At 70.4% G+C, this 17974-nt stretch carries 15 protein-coding genes; 5 read left to right on the top strand and 10 right to left on the bottom strand.

What is annotated here, in order from left to right:
* Positions 1-9: 9 nt before the first annotated feature.
* From ACWD4B_RS04915 to ACWD4B_RS04925, 3 genes are read right to left on the bottom strand one after another with little or no spacing between them, the layout of a single operon-like run.
* Positions 10-807 carry an HAD family hydrolase gene (locus tag ACWD4B_RS04915; protein WP_451419426.1) on the bottom strand — a complete coding sequence of 266 codons (798 nt, stop codon included), beginning with the start codon at positions 805-807 and terminating at the stop codon, positions 10-12.
* The gene (locus tag ACWD4B_RS04920) at positions 804-3209 is read right to left on the bottom strand and encodes a phosphoribosyltransferase (protein WP_451419427.1); all 2406 of its coding nucleotides are present in this window, start codon (positions 3207-3209) and stop codon (positions 804-806) included. Before ACWD4B_RS04920 ends, ACWD4B_RS04915 begins: the two co-directional genes overlap by 4 nt.
* Before the next feature lie 14 nt (positions 3210-3223).
* Positions 3224-4417: an HpcH/HpaI aldolase/citrate lyase family protein gene (locus ACWD4B_RS04925; RefSeq protein WP_451419428.1), complete on the bottom strand. Its 1194-nt coding sequence runs from the start codon at positions 4415-4417 to the stop codon at positions 3224-3226.
* A gap of 209 nt (positions 4418-4626) precedes the next feature.
* On the opposite strand from ACWD4B_RS04925, the gene ACWD4B_RS04930 reads away from it, so the two are divergent.
* The gene (locus tag ACWD4B_RS04930) at positions 4627-5352 is read left to right on the top strand and encodes a TerD family protein (protein ID WP_451419429.1); all 726 of its coding nucleotides are present in this window, start codon (positions 4627-4629) and stop codon (positions 5350-5352) included.
* 7 nt (positions 5353-5359) lie between these two features.
* Here the strand turns inward: ACWD4B_RS04930 and ACWD4B_RS04935 are convergent, their stop codons facing one another.
* From ACWD4B_RS04935 to ACWD4B_RS04960, 6 genes are all read right to left on the bottom strand, one after another.
* Positions 5360-6106 carry a TerD family protein gene (locus ACWD4B_RS04935; protein WP_451419430.1) on the bottom strand — a complete coding sequence of 249 codons (747 nt, stop codon included), beginning with the start codon at positions 6104-6106 and terminating at the stop codon, positions 5360-5362.
* Between the two features lie 111 nt (positions 6107-6217).
* Complete coding sequence (locus ACWD4B_RS04940; RefSeq protein WP_451419431.1) at positions 6218-7357, bottom strand: DUF475 domain-containing protein; 1140 nt, start codon at positions 7355-7357, stop codon at positions 6218-6220.
* A gap of 49 nt (positions 7358-7406) precedes the next feature.
* A complete protein-coding gene (locus tag ACWD4B_RS04945) occupies positions 7407-7982 on the bottom strand; it encodes a TerD family protein (protein WP_336411925.1) in 576 nt (191 codons plus the stop codon).
* A 100-nt stretch (positions 7983-8082) separates the two neighbouring features.
* The gene (locus ACWD4B_RS04950; RefSeq protein WP_336411924.1) at positions 8083-8658 is read right to left on the bottom strand and encodes a TerD family protein; all 576 of its coding nucleotides are present in this window, start codon (positions 8656-8658) and stop codon (positions 8083-8085) included.
* Between the two features lie 172 nt (positions 8659-8830).
* Positions 8831-9289 (bottom strand): peroxiredoxin, encoded by a 459-nt coding sequence (locus ACWD4B_RS04955; RefSeq protein ID WP_451419432.1) that lies wholly within the window; start codon positions 9287-9289, stop codon positions 8831-8833.
* Positions 9290-9461: 172 nt separating this feature from the next.
* Complete coding sequence (locus ACWD4B_RS04960; protein WP_336411922.1) at positions 9462-9884, bottom strand: DUF3052 domain-containing protein; 423 nt, start codon at positions 9882-9884, stop codon at positions 9462-9464.
* A 455-nt stretch (positions 9885-10339) separates the two neighbouring features.
* Between ACWD4B_RS04960 and aceE the strand changes: the two genes are divergently transcribed.
* On the top strand, positions 10340-13072 hold the full coding sequence (aceE, locus tag ACWD4B_RS04965) for a pyruvate dehydrogenase (acetyl-transferring), homodimeric type (RefSeq protein WP_451419433.1): 2733 nt from the start codon (positions 10340-10342) through the stop codon (positions 13070-13072).
* 141 nt (positions 13073-13213) lie between these two features.
* Here the strand turns inward: aceE and ACWD4B_RS04970 are convergent, their stop codons facing one another.
* Positions 13214-14806: an MFS transporter gene (locus tag ACWD4B_RS04970; protein WP_451419442.1), complete on the bottom strand. Its 1593-nt coding sequence runs from the start codon at positions 14804-14806 to the stop codon at positions 13214-13216.
* A gap of 123 nt (positions 14807-14929) precedes the next feature.
* On the opposite strand from ACWD4B_RS04970, the gene ACWD4B_RS04975 reads away from it, so the two are divergent.
* The 3 genes from ACWD4B_RS04975 (at position 14930) to ACWD4B_RS04985 (ending at position 17879) form a co-directional block, all read left to right on the top strand.
* Positions 14930-15616, top strand: coding sequence for a TetR/AcrR family transcriptional regulator (locus ACWD4B_RS04975; RefSeq protein WP_451419434.1), 687 nt, complete (start codon positions 14930-14932; stop codon positions 15614-15616).
* A 96-nt stretch (positions 15617-15712) separates the two neighbouring features.
* Complete coding sequence (locus ACWD4B_RS04980) at positions 15713-16960, top strand: alpha/beta hydrolase (RefSeq protein WP_451419435.1); 1248 nt, start codon at positions 15713-15715, stop codon at positions 16958-16960.
* 64 nt (positions 16961-17024) lie between these two features.
* Positions 17025-17879: a DUF4429 domain-containing protein gene (locus tag ACWD4B_RS04985; protein ID WP_451419436.1), complete on the top strand. Its 855-nt coding sequence runs from the start codon at positions 17025-17027 to the stop codon at positions 17877-17879.
* Positions 17880-17974 lie beyond the last annotated feature (95 nt).

A 17974-nucleotide genomic window follows, 5' to 3' on the forward strand; every position in this document is an offset into this window, starting at 1 on the left:
CTCACGAGATTACGTGCACGCCGCAGCGAAGGCCCGCACAATTTCCTCCCCCGCCGTCACGCCCCGCGCCTCCAGCGCCGTGACGTGCGGCGCCGTCCAGTCCAGGTCGGCCAGTTCGCCGTGGCCGGGGCGCCAGGCACGGTCCGCCGCGAGCAGCAGGTCGGCGTCGAGCAGGGAGTCGCCCGCGGCGAGTACCGCGGCGGCGCCGGTGCGGCGGGCGATCTCGGCGACGGCCGCGCTCTTGGTGAGCGGCTTCGGCACGGCGTAGAGCTTGCGGCCCTGGAGGGACACCGTCCAGCCCTGCTCCGCCGCCCACGCCTCCAGTTCCCCGACCCAGGTGGCGGGCAACTGCTCGCGCTCCACGACGAGATACGCGAAGAGGTCCTCGGCCACGCGCTCCTTGAGCAGCCACGCCGGGTCCGCGGTGCGCAGCAGCCGGGTACGGACCTCCGCAAGCGGGGCGCACTCGGCGGCCAGCCTCCGCCGCACCGCCGCGTGCCAGCCGGCGTCCGGTTCGCCGTCGACCAGCAGCTGCCCGCCGTTCGCGCAGACCGCGAACCGCGGCGCCGGGCCGGGCAGTCGGATGCGGCCGTACTGCTCGCGCGTGCGGGTCGTCGTCGGGACGAAGACGGCGGTACGGGCCACCTCGGCCAGCAGCGCGGCGGCCGTGCGCGTCATGTACGACAGCGGTCTGTCCTCGTACGTCTCCACGCACACCAGAGGTGACCCGTTCTCGGCGAGACCCAGGGCCGCCTCCGAGTAGATGAGGGTGCGGTCGAGATCGCTGGCGATCAGTACGCGGGTCACGGCGCCGGCACCGCCCTGCCGTCCGCCCCGGTGGCGCCGCGCGTGTAGCGGGGGTGGATCAGGCCGACGCAGCTGTAGGGCAGGCCGTCGGTCCCGTCGACCTCCTCGACGGGCACGCCGCGCTGTTCCGCCAGCAGCCGCACGTGGTCGAGGTCGGCGCCCGCGCCGCGCTTGGCGAGGATCTTCCAGGGGACACGGCGCAGCAGGACGCGGGTCGTCTCGCCGACGCCCGGCTTGACGAGGTTGACGTCGTGGATGCCGTACTCCTCGCTGATGCGCTCGACGGCCGCCCATCCGCTCCAGGTGGGCGCGCGGTCGGGGGCGGCGGCGAAGTGCTTGGCGTCGAGGGCCACGTCCTCGCCGACCTCGGGGAAGCGGGCGGTGACGGCGTCGAGGAACGAGCGCGAGACGTCGGCGCCGGCCAGCTCGCGGTAGAACTTCGCGCCGTGGAAGTCGTCCGGGCCGACGAGGTCGGACCGCAGGACCGTGCGCGAGACCAGGCCGGACACGGTCGAGTTGAGGCACGCGGACGGGATGAGGAAGTCGTCGCGCGTGCCGTAGGTCGCCACGCAGTGGCCCGGGTCGGCGAGGACCGCGAGCCGCGGGTCGAAGCCGCCGAAGTCCTTCAGGGCATCAGCCAGTTCGCGGGTGATCGCACCCTTGCCCGTCCAGCCGTCGACGAAGACGACATCCGCCGGGTCGTACCGGTCGGCCAGCCAACGCAGGGCGTTGACGTCGATGCCGCGGCCGCGGACGATGGAGACGGCGTAGTGCGGCAGGTCCAGGCCGTGCGCGTGCTGCGCCCAGCGGCGCATCAGCACGCCCACGGGTGTGCCGGCGCGGGCGAGGGAGACCAGGACCGGGCGGGGCGACCGCTCCGCCAGGACGGTCTCGGTGACGACGCCGACCGCGCGGGCGACACGTGCCGCGGAGGCGTCGAGGGCGGCCCGGTAGAGCTCCTGGTAGCGCACGCTGGGCTGGTACTCGACCGGCAGCGACTCCGCGTAGTGCGCACCGCCGCTCTGGATGGCCTCCTCCCGTTCCTCGGTGGGGGCTTCGAGGGCCACGGAGGACAGGTCCTGGAGCAGCCAGCCGACGTCCTCGGGGGCGTAGGAGGAGAAGGCGGGGCCGCGGAGGGGTTCGCCCGCGGCGCGGTGCGAGGGGATCACGGCGAGCAGGACCTTTCGGGTGTGGGCGGCGAGGCGGTCCGGCAGGCCGCCGGGGGTGTGCAGGGCGGGGGTGTCGCCGGCCGAGTCGACGACGGCGACGATCGCGTCGAAGCCGCCGCCGGCCACGTTGTACGCGTAGCGGTCGCCGTCGGGGGCGTCGTGGGCGGGGAAGGCGATGCGCGTGCGGATCGCGTAGCCGGGGTCGTCCACCGGGAGGACCGGTGACCGGGTGGTCGTGGAGTACCGCACGGATGCGGTGCCGGCGAGCGTGCGTTCCAGCTCCTCGGCCAAGCGCAGGGGGGCGTACATCAACTCCTCGTTGCCGAGGACGAGTACGCGGGCCGCGCCCGGCGGGAGGGCCTCGCGGATACGGGCCGCCATGTCCGGAAGTGCGGCTTCCAGGCGGGTGCGGTGGGCGGGGGTGAAGCCGTGGCGGCCTCCGTCGGGGAGGCCGAGGGGCCAGTGCAGGTCCACGCGGGACACCGGTGCGCGGTGCGACGGGGCCGCCTCGGCACGGCCGCCGTCGTGGCCGTCGTCGTGCTGCGCGACCAGCTCCTGCCCCCGTGCCAGCACCCCCTCCGGCAGCCGCACCGTCCCGCTCGCGAGCGCGACGACGTCCACGCGCGCGCCCAGCTCCGCCGCGAACTCCTCCAGCCGCGCGCGGTCCTGCGCGGTGCGCATGTCGACCAGGGCGACGACCACGTACCGGTCGCGGGGAAAGCGCTCGTGGAGCGCCGCGACCGTGTTCAGCACCGTGCGGCCCGTCGAGAACTCGTCGTCGACGAGCACCAACGGGCCCTCGCCAGCGAGCAGTTCCGGGTCCTCCGGCAGCAGCAGGTGCGACGTCGCGTGGCTGTGCTCCTCCTCGAAGCCGCCGACCGCGCGGACCCCGCGCACCGGGCGGCGCGTGGAGTGCAGGTACGGGGCGAGCCCCAGGCCGTCCGCGACGGAGTGACCCAGGCCCGTGGCCGTCTCCGCGTAGCCGAGCACCACCGCCCGTGCCGCATCGGCCCCGCCGAGCAACTCCCGTACCCTGCGGCCCAGATCGAGCCCGGCGCCGTACACCCGCGCGGGCGAGGCCGGCACGTGCTTGCCGAGCACGTTCGAGACCAGCAGGTGCGCCCGCCTGGGGTTGCGCCGCAGGGCCAGGCCCAGCAGCTCCGGCAGGTGCCGGTCCCCTTCCAGGCCGACACCCAGCCGGTCCGTGACCCACTGGCCCGACCACACGTCCACGTTTCCGCTCCCCTTCACGTCCGCACGCTCGCCGACAGCAGTTCCACGAAGCCGACGTCCTCGCGCGCGACGCCGAAGACCTCGGCGCGCAGCATCGTCCGCTCGGCCCAGGCCCGGTGCGGCTTCACTTCGTTCATCTTGTTCGTATAGGCGGAGCGCAGCACTCCGCCGCCGTCGCGATCCGGCCGCAGGATGTCCTGCGCGTCGCTGAACTCCTCGTGGCTGACGACGGAGAGAGCGTGCACGGGAGCGACGTGGGACGGGTGGATGCAGGTCTTGCCCTGCAGGCCGTTGGCGCGGTCGAGCTGGATCTCGCGGAGCAGGCCGTCCATGTCGTGCTCGATCAGCGCGGCGCGCAGCGCCTCCGCGGCGCCGGCGAAGGGGCTGCGGCGCAGCTGCGGCTTGAACATCCGCTGGGGCTGCGGGAAGTACTCCCACACCGGGCCGGTGACGGTGAAGCCGCTGCCGTCCGCGCGGCCGAGGACGTTGACGACGTCGGCGATGACGGAGGCGACGATCTGCACGTCGTACGCGGTCATGTCGGGCGCGCGGCGCAGCCCGTAGGCGGAGCAGAAGTCGGTGACGCCGAGGCGCAGGGCGAGCACGCGGTCGCGGTGCTTCTCGACGGCGCGGGCGATGCCGCCGAGCGTCTCGGTGCGCGTCTCCAGGTGCAGCAGTTCGGGCGACTCCAGGACGGGCATGGCGAACAGCCGCTGCCCGCAGGCGCCTTCGGCGGCGGCGAGCGCCTCCAGGAAGGGCAGGCCGCGCTCCTCGGTGAACTTGGGGAGCACGAATCCGGACAGCAGCCGCCCGGCCGGGCCGAGGCGCCGCATCAGGCCGGTGATCTGCCCGGGTTCGCGGACGCGGACGAACAGCAGCGGGAGGGCGGACGTCCCCGCCTCCGTCCCCGCGTCCGTTCCCCCGTCGCGCGACGCGAGCGCGGTCAGCTGCCGGACGAGGTTCTCCTCCGCCCCGGCCACCTCGGCGTCCCCGATGGAGTCCTCCAGGCACAGGACCATGGACACCACGCCGCGCTCCGCCTGTTTGACGACGTCCCCGGCGAGCGTGCTCCGGGTGGCGGGGCTGTAGAGCGTGGCGCCGAGCGCGACCGCGAGCATGCGGGCCGGGGAGCCGGCGTCGAAGGTGCACGGCTCCTTATGGAACAACCCATTCCGCACCGTGGGCGCAAGGTGGTCGAAATGCCTCATCAGTCTCCCTGTTGGGCCACGCCTCGACGCCTCCGGGAGATGCTGCCGGGCCCGGAGTGTGGCTGGTTATCGTACGTCCGGCGGGTGGTCAAGAGTTCCCCAAGCAAGAGAAAAACTCCTGACCGGCGTCAACACGTCGAGTAGAAGCAGCCGGACGCGCGGCACCCCTGCGTTGTCCGCCGCCCGCGGGGGAAGGCAGGATTGCGGGCATGACGCACGCGATGCTGAAGGGGTCGAACATCCCGCTGGACGCCCCGACCATACGGGCCGTACTGCGCTGGACCCCCGGCCCGGGCGTCCCCGACGTGGACGCCTCCGCCCTGCTCCTGGGCGATGCGGGACGGGTCCGCTCGGACGAGGACTTCGTCTTCTACAACCAGCCCCGCCACCCCTCCGGCCTGGTCCGGCACCTGCCCAAGAAGCGGCTCGTGGAAGGGATGACGGACTCGCTGGAGGCCGACCTCCCCCGGCTCGACGGCTCGGTGACGCGCGTGGTCCTGGCCGCCTCCGCGGACGGCGGCCCCTTCGGGCTCGTCAAGGACCTGTCCGTGCTGCTGTACGACATGGCCGCGGGCGGTCCGGACGCGGCCGCCGAGCCCGTCGCCCGCTTCGACGTGCAGCCGGAGACGGGCGACGAGACCGCCATGATCTGCGGCGAGCTGTACCGGCGCGGCGAGGGGTGGAAGTTCCGGGCGCTCGGGCAGGGGTACGCGTCCGGGCTCGTCGGGCTCGCCACCGAGTTCGGCATCTCGGTGGACGACGGTCCCCCTGCGGGGGGCTCGGAGCCGGCGGCGGAGCCGCCGGTGCCGGTGCCTTCGTATCCGCCGCCGCCGGTGGCTCCGCCCACTGCGGGGTACGGGTACCCGCAGCCCGCCTCGGGGGCTGCGCCCGGGTTCCGGCTGCCGCCGCAGGGGCCGCAGTTCCTGGCCCGGTGAGCCGGGTTCAGACCTTGGACTTGTAGCCCCGCCCCCACTGCAGGCCCCACCCGTACAGACGGTCCAGTTCGCTCTGGAAGCCGTAGACGTACTTCATCTCGCGGCGGACCACGATGTCGCCGTTGCGGTTCTCGATCATGACGACGGCGCACGAGCGGGCTTCCGGGGCGCGCTCGTGGAGTGCGATTTCGAGCTGGGGGCCGTTGCCGGGATACAGCGTCACCGTCGCGTGGGTACGGTCGAACGCCGGGGTCCCGTCGTAGATGTAGACGAAGACCAGCAGGCGCTTGAACTCGTCGCGGTGGTCCATGTTGATGTAGATGTCCTCACCCGCGCCCGAGCCGAACCGGTCGTCGCCGCTGAGCTGGATGTACGGCGGGGAGTTGATGCTGCCCAGTATGTTGCCGAGCGGCTGCACCACCCCCTTCGTGCCGTCCTTGAGCTCGTACATACAGGCGAGGTCGAGGTCGACGTTGACCATGGCCGGGCCCTGTGCCGCCACCACGTCGGGGGCGAACTTGCGGAAGGGGTGCCGCAGGCCGGCCCCGAGCGAGGTGGACCGGCCTTCGAGGAAGTCCGAGGTCCGCATCGTCCAGGACAGGTTGACGCGCAGATTGCCGGTGGCGGCCCCCTGCTTGGTCAGCGAGAACTCGTGGTGGCGCTTGGTGAGCTCCACCGCGCCGGTGCCGCTGACGTCGAACTGCCGTGCCGCCCCGTATCCCCAGTTGCCGAAGAGCATTTCCCGGATCGTCATCGCGCTGTACCCCCACAGTCGTGGCGTGACCGCCCCCTGAAACCGAGGAGGCGGCCACGAGGTGTTCCTCGCGGCCGCCTCCAGGGGAAACGTTCCTCAAATGTGCCGGGGTCACACCCCGCTGGCGACTTCCGCCTTCGTTTCCGAGCCATTGCCCGAGCCGCTCTCCCGGCGGTTGCGCAGCACCGAGGAGAAGAACGCCAGACCGATCAGGACGACGCCGATGAGACCGGTGACGACCTCGTTGATCTCGTACTTGATCGTGACCAGCAGAATGACGGCCAGCGCTCCGATCGCGTAGTGCGCGCCGTGCTCGAGATAGACGTAGTCGTCAAGGGTGCCCTTACGGACCAGGAAGACCGTCAACGAGCGGATGTACATCGCACCGATGCCCAGACCGAGCGCCATCGCAAAGATGTCATTGGTGATCGCGAAGGCGCCGATGACACCGTCGAAGGAGAAGGAGGCGTCGATGACTTCAAGGTACAAGAACATGAAGAACGCGGCTTTTCCGGCCAATCCGACGACCGATCCGCCGCTCTTCTGCGGCAGTGCGGCCGCACTCTCCCCAGCTTCTTCTTCCTCCTCCTCGAGACGATCCTCGAAGAAGCCCGAGATGCCGCCGACGATCAAGTAGGTGACCAGGCCGCCGATGCCGGCCAGCAGCACCGTCGCCGTCTTGTCGACCGTGCCCGAACCGCCGTGCACCGGGACCGAGGTGGCGACGGTGGTCGCGGCGACCAGCAGCGCGGCCAGGGCGACGACGATCGAGAGCGTCTCCAGCTTGCCGAGTCTGGCCAGCGGCTTCTCCAGCCAGGCCAGCCACTTGATGTCCCGGTCCTCGAAGACGAAGTCCAGGAAGATCATGAGCAGGAACATGCCGCCGAAGGCCGCAATGGCCGGATGGGCGCTGGTGACCAGCTGTTCGTAGCGGTCGTGGTCCTGGACGGCGACCTTGACGGCCTCGATGGGGCCGAGCTTGGCGGTGATGGCCACGATGACGACCGGGAAGACCAGCCGCATGCCGAAGACGGCGATGAGGATGCCCAGCGTCAGGAACATCTTCTGCCAGAACGGGTTCATCTTCCGGAGGATTCCGGCGTTGATGACCGCGTTGTCGAACGAGAGCGAGATCTCCAGGACGGAGAGGATCGCGACGATCGCCAGCCCCTGCCACCCCCAGAGAACGCCGGCCAGGGCCAGTCCGGCCGCGGTCACGGCGAACGACCAACCAAAGGTTTTCAGGAGCACTGGCGGACCCAATCCTTCGCTGTTCGGGGAGCCGCGCGGGAACGCGGCTTTACGAAACGTTGACCCCGAAGTCTAGAGCGATGCCGCGCAGCCCCGAGGCGTACCCCTGGCCCACCGCACGGAACTTCCATTCGCCGCCGTAGCGGTAGACCTCGCCGAAGATCATCGCCGTCTCGGTGGAGGCGTCCTCGCTGAGGTCGTAGCGGGCCAGCTCGCTGCCGTCGTACTGGTTGACGACGCGGATGTAGGCGTTGCTGACCTGGCCGAAGCTCTGGCCGCGCAGGTCGGCCTCGTGAATGGAGACCGGAAAGACGATCTTGTCGCAGGCGGCCGGCACCTTGGTGAGGTCGACCAGGATCGACTCGTCGTCGCCCTCGCCCTCACCGGTGAGGTTGTCACCCGTGTGTTCCACCGAACCCTCGGGGCTCTTGAGGTTGTTGTAGAACACGAAGTACTCGTCGCCCAGCACCCGACCGCCGCCGCACAGCAGCGCGCTGGCGTCCAGGTCGAAGGGGGCTCCGGTGGTGGAGCGCGCATCCCAGCCGAGAGCGACGGTCACATGCGTGAGGTTGGGTGCGGCCTTGGAGAGGGAGACGTTGCCTCCCTTGGCGAGCGTGACGCCCATGGTGCTGATCCTCCCCGAATCGTGATGTGCGCCCGTCGCGCATGTCCGGCGCCGCACCCCGGAATTCGGGGTGCGGCGCCGGACGGGGCGGCGGCGGACGTCAGACGTTGACGCCGAAGTCCTGGGCGATGCCGCGCAGGCCGGAGGCGTAACCCTGGCCGATCGCGCGGAACTTCCACTCGGCACCGTTGCGGTAGAGCTCGCCGAAGACCATGGCGGTCTCGGTCGAGGCGTCCTCGCTCAGGTCGTAGCGGGCCAGCTCGCTGCCGTCGGCCTGGTTCACCACACGGATGTAGGCGTTGCGCACCTGGCCGAAGCTCTGCTTGCGGGCCTCCGCGTCGTAGATGGACACGGGGAAGACGATCTTCGCCACGTCGCCGGGCACGGCGGCCAGGTTGACCTTGAGGACCTCGTCGTCGCCCTCGCCCTCGCCCGTGAGGTTGTCGCCCTGGTGCTCGACGGAACCGCAGGGGCTCTTGAGGTTGTTGAAGAAGACGAAGTTCTGGTCGTTGCCGACCTTGCCCTGGTCGTTCGTCAGCAGGGCACTGGCGTCCAGGTCGAAGTCCGTACCGGTGGTGGTACGGGCGTCCCAGCCGAGGCCGACGATCACCGCGGTCAGGTTCGGGGCCGCCTTGGTCAGCGAGACGTTGCCGCCCTTGCTGAGACTGACTCCCACGAGTCCTCCATTGGTTCAAGGGGCGGGGTGCGTCCCCAGCCCCCGGTTGTGCGATGGCAACCGGATCAACGTACGGAGCGTAGTGCCCGGTTCCCACCGTTTACAGGCTCTTGTCGGCTGAGGACGCAGCGACCCGGCGCCGGGGTTGCCCGCGTGCGCCGGGGAGCGCGCGTCAGAGCGCTGCGAGCGCCTTGGTGTACTCGTTCAGGTCACGCGCGTCGGGCAGGCCGTTGACGATCGTCCAGCGGACGACGCCCTCCTTGTCGATGACGAAGGTGCCGCGCAGCGCGCAGCCCTTCTCCTCGTCGAAGACGCCGTAGGCGCGGCTGGCCTCGCCGTGCGGCCAGAAGTCGGACAGCAGCGGGTACTCCAGGCCCTCCTGCTCGGCGAAGACGCGCAGGGAGAAGGGCGCATCGTTGGAGACGGCGAGGATCTGCACGTCGTCGTTGGCGAACTGCGGCAGGTTGTCGCGCACGGCGCAGAGCTCGCCGGTGCACACGCCGGTGAACGCGAAGGGGTAGAAGAGCACCACGACGTTCTTCTCGCCGCGGAAGTCGGAGAGCCGGACGGTCTCACCGTGCTGGTTCTTGAGCGCGAAGTCGGGCGCCTTGTCGCCTACGGCGATAGCCATGGGGGTCACACCTCTCTGATCACGGAGCCTGTCGGCGTGCCCAGTGTGTCACCCACGCCGAACGCCCCCGGCGACAGGGTCGCCGGGGGCGTGAGGGAGCCCCGTAAGGGGCGCGGGGAACTGCGCGAGCAACCAGAGACGGCCCGCGGTCGAAGAACGGCCGAACCCGGAACTACCGCTTAGGCGTAGCCATCTTCGTGCCGGACCAGTCCTTGGCGACGCTGATGCTCTTGGTCTGGGAGAGCCCCGCGGTCTGCGCCGCGTCCTGGATGTCGCTCGGCTCGACGTAGCCGTCACGGCCGGTCTTCGGGGTCAGCAGCCAGATCACGCCGCCATCGTCGAGACAGCCGATGGCATCCACCAGCGCGTCCGTGAGGTCTCCGTCCTCATCCCGGAACCACAGCAGGACGACGTCGGCCACGTCGTCGTAATCCTCGTCGACGAGGTCCTGGCCGATGAGGGACTCGATACCTTCACGGAGATCATGGTCGACGTCGTCGTCGTAACCGATCTCCTGGACCACCTGTCCCGGCTCGAACCCCAGCCGTCCGGCTGGGTTGGTCCGCTCCTCCGCGTGGTCCGCGGTCGCGCTCACGGATTTCCTCCTGTCATCTTTTGAAAGGTATGCCCGCCCCGCGCATACGCGAAGCGATGGGCGTAGTCCACACGTGCCGGGCGGATCGCGCAAGTACCCGGCCACCGAGCCCGCCGAAACGGTGACGAGTACGGCGGTCTCCGGGCATCTCCCACCATGAGGCAGCAGTGACGAGTGATTCACACCACAGGGTTCTGTCGAGTTTGCGAAGTTACTCCATGCGGCACCGGAAGCGGGCCCGAACGGCCGTACACAGACGACCCGCATAGGGGGCGTAAGGTTGCGATTTGGCCGCCCCGGGCGACCACCCCACGACGTTTCGTCTCGCCTGCGGCGGTTACCGCCCAGTAGAGATGACGTTTCCGCCGCCGCGGTCCACGATGGGACGGCGCGACAAAAAGCAGAGACAGTATTTGACCGCGTGCCCAGCACGACCCGAACAGCGAAGGAACAGCGTGGCTTCCGGATCCGATCGCAACCCGATCATCATTGGCGGCCTTCCCAGCCAGGTCCCGGACTTCGATCCCGAAGAGACCCAGGAATGGCTCGACTCACTCGACGCAGCCGTCGATGAGCGCGGCCGGGAACGTGCCCGCTACCTCATGCTTCGCCTGATCGAGCGGGCGCGCGAGAAGCGCGTGGCCGTGCCCGAGATGCGCAGCACGGACTACGTCAACACCATCGCCACCAAGGACGAGCCGTTCTTCCCCGGCAACGAGGAGATCGAGCGCAAGGTCCTCAACGCGACCCGGTGGAACGCGGCCGTCATGGTCTCGCGCGCCCAGCGCCCGGGCATCGGCGTCGGCGGCCACATCGCCACCTTCGCGTCCTCCGCCTCCCTCTACGACGTGGGCTTCAACCACTTCTTCCGGGGCAAGGACGAGGGCGACGGCGGCGACCAGATCTTCTTCCAGGGCCACGCCTCCCCCGGCGTCTACGCGCGCGCCTTCCTCCTGGACCGACTGTCCGAGCAGCAGCTCGACGCGTTCCGCCAGGAGAAGTCGAAGGCCCCGTACGGCCTGTCGTCGTACCCGCACCCGCGCCTGATGCCGGACTTCTGGGAGTTCCCCACCGTCTCGATGGGCCTCGGCCCGCTCGGTGCGATCTACCAGGCCCGCATGAACCGCTACATGGAGGCGCGCGGCATCGCCGACACCTCCAAGTCGAACGTCTGGGCGTTCCTGGGCGACGGCGAGATGGACGAGCCGGAGTCGCTCGGCCAGCTGTCCCTGGCCGCCCGTGAGGGCCTGGACAACCTGACCTTCGTCGTCAACTGCAACCTGCAGCGCCTCGACGGCCCGGTCCGCGGCAACGGCAAGATCATGCAGGAGCTGGAGTCGCAGTTCCGCGGCGCCGGCTGGAACGTGATCAAGCTGGTCTGGGACCGCTCCTGGGACCCGCTGCTGGCCCAGGACCGGGACGGCATCCTGGTCAACAAGCTGAACAGCACCCCGGACGGCCAGTTCCAGACGTACGCCACCGAGACCGGTGCGTACATCCGCGAGCACTTCTTCGGCGACGACCACCGTCTCCGCAAGATGGTCGAGAACATGACCGACGACCAGATCCTGCACCTGGGCCGCGGCGGTCACGACCACAAGAAGATCTACGCGGCCTACGCGGCGGCCAAGGCCCACAAGGGCCAGCCGACCGTGATCCTCGCGCAGACGGTCAAGGGCTGGACGCTCGGCCCGAACTTCGAGGGCCGCAACGCGACCCACCAGATGAAGAAGCTGACGGTCGAGGACCTGAAGCGCTTCCGCGACCGTCTGCACATCCCGGTCACGGACAAGGAGCTGGAGTCCGGCCTGCCGCCGTACTACCACCCGGGCAAGGACTCGGAAGAGATCCAGTACATGCACGACCGGCGCAAGGCGCTCGGCGGCTACGTACCGACTCGTGTGGACCGCTCCAAGCCGCTCGTCCTGCCGGGCGAGAAGGCCTACGCACCCACCAAGAAGGGCTCCGGCCAGCAGTCGATCGCCACCACCATGGCGTTCGTCCGTCTGCTCAAGGACCTCATGCGGGACAAGGAGATCGGCAAGCGCTTCGTGCCGATCGCGCCCGACGAGTACCGCACCTTCGGTATGGACTCGCTGTTCCCGTCGGCGAAGATCTACAACCCGCTGGGCCAGCAGTACGAGGCCGTGGACCGCGAGCTGCTGCTCGCGTACAAAGAGTCCCCGACCGGTCAGATGCTGCACGACGGCATCTCCGAGGCGGGCTGCACCGCCTCGCTGATCGCCGCCGGCTCCGCCTACGCCACGCACGGCGAGCCGCTGATCCCGATCTACGTCTTCTACTCGATGTTCGGGTTCCAGCGCACCGGTGACCAGTTTTGGCAGATGGCCGACCAGCTGGCGCGCGGCTTCGTCCTCGGCGCGACCGCCGGCCGCACCACCCTCACGGGTGAGGGCCTGCAGCACGCCGACGGCCACTCGCACCTGCTGGCCTCGACCAACCCGGCCGTCGTCGCGTACGACCCGGCGTTCGGCTTCGAGATCGCGCACATCGTCCAGGACGGTCTGCGGAGGATGTACGGCGAGAACGCCGAGGACATCTTCTACTACATGACCGTCTACAACGAGCCGATCCAGCACCCGGCCGAGCCGGAGAACGTGGACGCCGAGGGCATCCTGAAGGGTCTGTACCGCTTCAAGGAGGGTGAGAAGGGCGCGATTCCGGCGCAGATCCTCGCCTCCGGTGTGGCCGTGCCGTGGGCCCTGGAGGCCCAGCGCATCCTCGCCGAGGAGTGGAACGTCAAGGCGGACGTCTGGTCGGCGACCTCCTGGAACGAGCTGCGCAACGACGCCATCAAGGCGGAGGAGCACAACCTGCTCCACCCCGAGGAGGAGCAGCGCGTCCCGTACGTGACGTCGAAGCTCGCCGGCGCCGAGGGCCCGAAGGTGGCCGTCTCCGACTGGATGCGTGCGGTTCCGGACCAGATCGCACGCTGGGTGCCCGGCACCTACCAGTCGCTGGGTGCGGACGGCTTCGGCTTCGCGGACACCCGCGGTGCGGCGCGTCGCTTCTTCCACATCGACGCCCAGTCGATCGTCCTCGGCGTGCTCACCGAGCTCGCCAAGGAGGGCAAGGTGGACCGCTCCGCGCTGAAGCAGGCCATCGACCGGTACGAGCTGCTGGATGTTGCGGCTGCCGACCCGGGTGCTGCGGGTGGCGACGCGTAAGCGTCACTCTTCTCAGCGGAAGGCCCCGACCGGTGAACTCCGGTCGGGGCCTTCCCCGTTGGGGCTCGTTCTTCGACTGCGGGTCGTCTCTGGTTGCTCGCGCAGTTCCCCGCGCCCCTTCGGGGCGCGGTCAGCGGGGCCCTAGATGTGGCCCGCCCCCGCGCTTCCGGTTGCGTGTTCGCCCCGCCTGGTGAGGAGGGCAAATCCCGCCGCGCACACGGCGATACAGCCCGACACCACGAAACCCGTGCTCATGGCCGACACGAACGTGTCGTGCGCGACCGTGGAGATCCGCGCCGCCAACTCCGGCGGGGCGCCCGGCGGTACCGGTGCCACCCCGACCTGGACCGCGCTGTCGGCCTGTGCCATCTGTTCCGGCGTGCCACGCGGCAGCCCGGCGGCGGCCCAGTTGTCCGGCAGCAGGTGGTTGACCCGCGACGCGACGACCGCGCCCAGCACGGCCGTACCCAGCGAGCCGCCCACCTGCATGGCCGACTGCTGGAGACCGCCGGCCACCCCGGCGTGCTCCAACGGGGCGTTGCCGACGATGACTTCGGTCGCGCCGACCATGGTCGGGGCGAGGCCGATGCCGAGCAGGACGAACCAGACGGACATCAGCAACGTGCTCGTGTGCGGCGTCAGGGCGGCGAGCCCGAAGCAGGCCGCCGCCGTGGAGGCCATGCCCACGGCCAGCGGGATACGGGGCCCGATGCGGGTGATGAGCGCTCCGGCCAGCGGTGAGGCGACGATCATCATCGCGGTGGTGGGCAACAGATGCAGACCGCTGCTGACCGGGGACATCCCGCGCACGTTCTGCAGGTAGAAGGTCACGAAGAACAGCCCGCCGATGAAGGCGAAGGCCATCAGCACCATCAGCACCGTGCCCGCGGACAGCGGCACGGAGCGGAACAGGCCCAGCGGCAGCAGCGGTTCGCGGGCGCGCAGCTGCCACAGGGCGAACAGCACGAAGCAGAGCGCCGAGGCGCCGAGGAAGAGCAGCGTCTTGGCGCTGCCCCAGTGCCAGTCGGCGGCGTTGATCAGCGCCCAGACGAGGCAGAACATGGCGGCGGACAGCAGCACGATGCCCGGCACGTCGAAGCTGCGGGAGGTGTGCTCGGCACGGCGGTCCTTGAGGAACAGCAGGCCGAGGACCACGGCGAGGGCGCCGACGGGCACGTTGATGAAGAAGACGGACTGCCAGTTGACGTGCTCGACGAGCAGCCCGCCCACGATCGGCCCGCCGGCCGTCGAGGCGCCGATGACCATGCCCCACACGCCGAGGGCCATGTTCAGCCGCTCGGCGGGGAAGGTCGCGCGCAGCACCCCGAGGGCCGAGGGCATCAGGAGCGCGCCGCACAGGCCCTGCAGGACGCGCAGGCCCACGACCGTCGACACGCCGCCGGAGAGGGCGATGAGTCCGGAGGACAGGGCGAAACCGGTGGTACCGATAAGAAAGACGAGGCGGTGGCCGAAACGGTCACCGATCTTGCCGGCCGTGATCAGGGCGACGGCGAGGGCGAGGAGGTAGGCGTTGGTGATCCACTGGACATCGGCGAGCGAGGCGCCCAGGTCCTTCTGGATGGCGGGGTTGGCTATGGAGACGATCGTGCCGTCGAGCGCGACCATCATCACGCCGAAGGCGACGGAGATGAGCGTCAGCCAGGGATGGCCCCGTAATCCTTTCCGGGGCCCGAGAGCCGGCGGCGTCGCGTCGGCGACGGTGGTCCGAGACATCATGGACCGATATTATGGCAGCTGCTGACACTTGACAATCAAAATCATGAGTCGGCGCCTGCCATTTTTTCGCGGCGACCCGGCCGGCGGCAGGACAGCACCGACTCGGCGGAGGAGACGACAGTGCACGCGACCGAAGGCGTGACAGGAGGCGCGGCACCGCCGTCGGGACTGCGGGAGCGCAAGAAGGCGCGGACCCGGGACGCGCTCATCAGGTCCGCCCTGGAGCTGATCGCCCACAAGGGGTACGAGGGGACGACGGTCGACGAGATCGCCGCCGCCGCGGACGTCTCGCAGCGGACCTTCTTCCGCTACTTCGCCAACAAGGAGGAAGTCGCCCTCGCCGTACAGGACATGGTGGAGGCCCAGTTCCTCGCCGCCCTGTGCGCCCGCCCGCCCGGCGAGGCTCCGCTGGCCGCGCTGCGCAACGCGGCCCTGGACTCCTGGGACAGCACGGGCGAGATCATCACCGCCCTGGTCCCCATCGACCTGCACGTCCGCGTCTACCGGATGATCGAGTCGACCCCGCAGCTGCTCGCCGCCCACCTGCGCCGCCTCGCGGAGCTGGAGGACGGGCTCGCCGAGGAGATCGGCCGCCGCGAGGGCCTGGACGTGCGCACCGACCCCCGGCCGCGGATCCTGGTCGCCGCGTTCAGCGGGGTGATGCGGGTGACGGGCAAGGTCTGGGGCGAGAACCTGGACGGCGACATGGGCGAACTCCGCAGGATCACCTCGGAGTACCTGGATCAGATCGGTCCGGCACTTGCCGAAGAGTGGCGTAAAAACGGCGCAGTTGATCAGAAGGCATGAGACCGCGATGAAATATCTCTCAACGGCGCTCACTCAAACGTGAGATAGCTCACCGATTTCGCGGAGGCAGCGCGGTTTCTCCTACTGTGGTCCGCGGTGACTTCTTTCCCGGAGCTCGGCTCCCCCTCCCCCCTGCCGTGGACGACCGCCACCACGGTCTGGCGCGCACTGCTCGCGCTGGCCGTGGTCTTCGTCATGCTCGCCACGACGGGCTGGACGGCCGTGCGCAGCCACAAGCCGGCGGCCGACCCGCGGGCGGCCGCACTCAGTGCCTGGCTGCACGGCTCCATAGGCGGTCACCCGCTGCCCTCCCCGCAGTCCGCTCCCGACGCCCTGGCGCGCTTCTTCGGCGCGCTCACCGGGCACGAGCGCGAGAAGCTCGCCGAGCGCTACCCGTTCGTCGTCGGCAACCTCAACGGCGCCCCCGTCGAGCTGCGCTACCGCGCCAACCGGATCGCCCTGAAGACCGCCCGCACGGTCGAGGAGCACCGCACGCACTCCAACGGGCTCACCCCCGCCGGGCGCAGCGACGCCGCGCGCCGGATGCACCGCTTCGACTCGCTCGCGGAGGACGGCCGGAAGATCCTGGCCTTCGACCCCACCGGCGACGGGCGCGTGGCCGAGGTCTTCGGCGACCTGGACCGGGCCGAGCGGGTCTCCGTGATCGTCCCCGGCGTCGACACCAACGTGCTGACGTTCGAGAAGAGCCAGCGCTCCTACAGCGCCCCGGTCGGCATGGCCGAGTCCCTGTACGACGCCGAGCACACGGCGAGCCCGGGCACCCGGACCGCCGTGATCGCCTGGGCCGACTACACCGCCCCGGTCGGCGTCGGCGTGGAAGCGGCCACCGGCAAGCTCGCCACCGAGGGGGCCCTGCGGCTGCGCGCCCTGGTGCGGGCACTGCCCGGCGACTCGAAGGTCTCGCTGGTCTGCCACAGCTACGGCTCGGTGGTGTGCGGCGTCGCGGCCCGCGACCTCTCGCCCCGGGTCACCGACGTGGCCGTGGCCGGCAGCCCCGGCATGCGCGCCGACCACGCTTCCGACCTGCACACCAGCGCCCGGATATGGGCCATGCGCGACGAGGACGACTGGATCCAGGGCGTCCCGCACATGGAGGTCGGCGGCCTCGGCCACGGCGCCGACCCCGTCTCCGAGGGCTTCGGCGCACGGGTGCTGTCCGCCGCGGGCGCCCGCGGGCACGCCGGCTACTTCGCACCCGGCACCACCAGCCTCGCCAACTTCGCGGACATCGGCGTAGGCCGTCCCGCGGGCGTGCGGTGCGCCGGGGACACCAGTGCCTGCACGGGCAATCTGGGCCCGGCGGCCAACAGCAGCGCGGCCTGAGGGGTTCCACGCGCGTAGCGACCGGAAGGGGGACGGCCGCACAGCTGCCGCATACGATGAGCCCATGGGTGATGTGCTGACGGGTTTCCACACCGTCTGGGAGTTCGACACCGACTCCGTGCTCATCCGCTTCGAACGGGGGATCCGCACACCGAAGCTGCTCCAGGTGCTCGGCGAGCGGCGCGTCCCGTACGAGGCGCTCGCGGCCGTCGAGCAGGCCCCGGGGAAGCACGGGACGGTGGTGCTGCGCGCGGTGCCCAGACCGGGGGCCGACCCGCTGATGGACGTGGCCGACGGCCGGCTCAAGGAGGGCAACGACCCCTACCGGCTGGTACTGCCCGCCGAACGCGAGCCGCTCGCCGCCTACTACGCGGCGGAGATACGGTCCGCCCTGGGCCCCGCGGCCGGTGAGCCCGCCGAGCGGCATCTGGTGGCGGCCCCCGAGCCGCCGCTGTCCTTCAAGGCCTACGACGGCAAGGCGTCGTTCGACGGCTCGGCCGTGCACTTCCGCTGGTTCTGGACCGGCGCCTCCTCCACCAAGTGGAAAGCCGGCGACCAGCGTTTCCCCGTGGCCGCGCTGGCGGGCGTCCGGTGGCGCGCCCCCGGCTCCCCAGAGGGCGGGCACCTGCGGCTGGTGCCCCGCGGCGACGCGGAGCGCCCTGCGGCCGAGCCGGACCAGGACCTGGCGTCCGTCGTCTTCGGCCGGGGCTACGGCCTCGTCCACGAGTCCCTGCCCTTCGCAGCCGCGGTCCTCGCGGCCGTCCGGGCCGCGAGGACCGCACCGTCCGCCTCGCCCGCCCGGCCCGACCCGGGAGGCATCGCCGACCGCATCCGGCACCTGGGTGCGCTGCACGAGGCGGGGCTGCTGACCGACGACGAGTTCACGTCGAAGAAGGCGGAGCTCCTGGCGGAGCTGTAGCGCCCCGTCAGGGGCGCGGGGAACTGCGCGACCAGCCCCCACCAGATCTCAAGAGAACACGACTGAACTCCAGACACGACAATCCGGAAGCCGTT

The organism is Streptomyces sp. NPDC002536, from assembly GCF_053594995.1.

Bases quoted from the DNA above. Each gene is read 5' to 3' on its own strand.
- ACWD4B_RS04925 (WP_451419428.1), bottom strand. From the start codon at position 4,417: ATGAGGCATTTCGACCACCTTGCGCCCACGGTGCGGAATGGGTTGTTC.
- ACWD4B_RS04930 (WP_451419429.1), top strand. From the start codon at position 4,627: ATGACGCACGCGATGCTGAAGGGGTCGAACATCCCGCTGGACGCCCCG.
- ACWD4B_RS04935 (WP_451419430.1), bottom strand. From the start codon at position 6,106: ATGACGATCCGGGAAATGCTCTTCGGCAACTGGGGATACGGGGCGGCA.
- ACWD4B_RS04945 (WP_336411925.1), bottom strand. From the start codon at position 7,982: ATGGGCGTCACGCTCGCCAAGGGAGGCAACGTCTCCCTCTCCAAGGCC.
- ACWD4B_RS04955 (WP_451419432.1), bottom strand. From the start codon at position 9,289: ATGGCTATCGCCGTAGGCGACAAGGCGCCCGACTTCGCGCTCAAGAAC.
- ACWD4B_RS04970 (WP_451419442.1), bottom strand. From the start codon at position 14,806: ATGTCTCGGACCACCGTCGCCGACGCGACGCCGCCGGCTCTCGGGCCC.
- ACWD4B_RS04985 (WP_451419436.1), top strand. From the start codon at position 17,025: ATGGGTGATGTGCTGACGGGTTTCCACACCGTCTGGGAGTTCGACACC.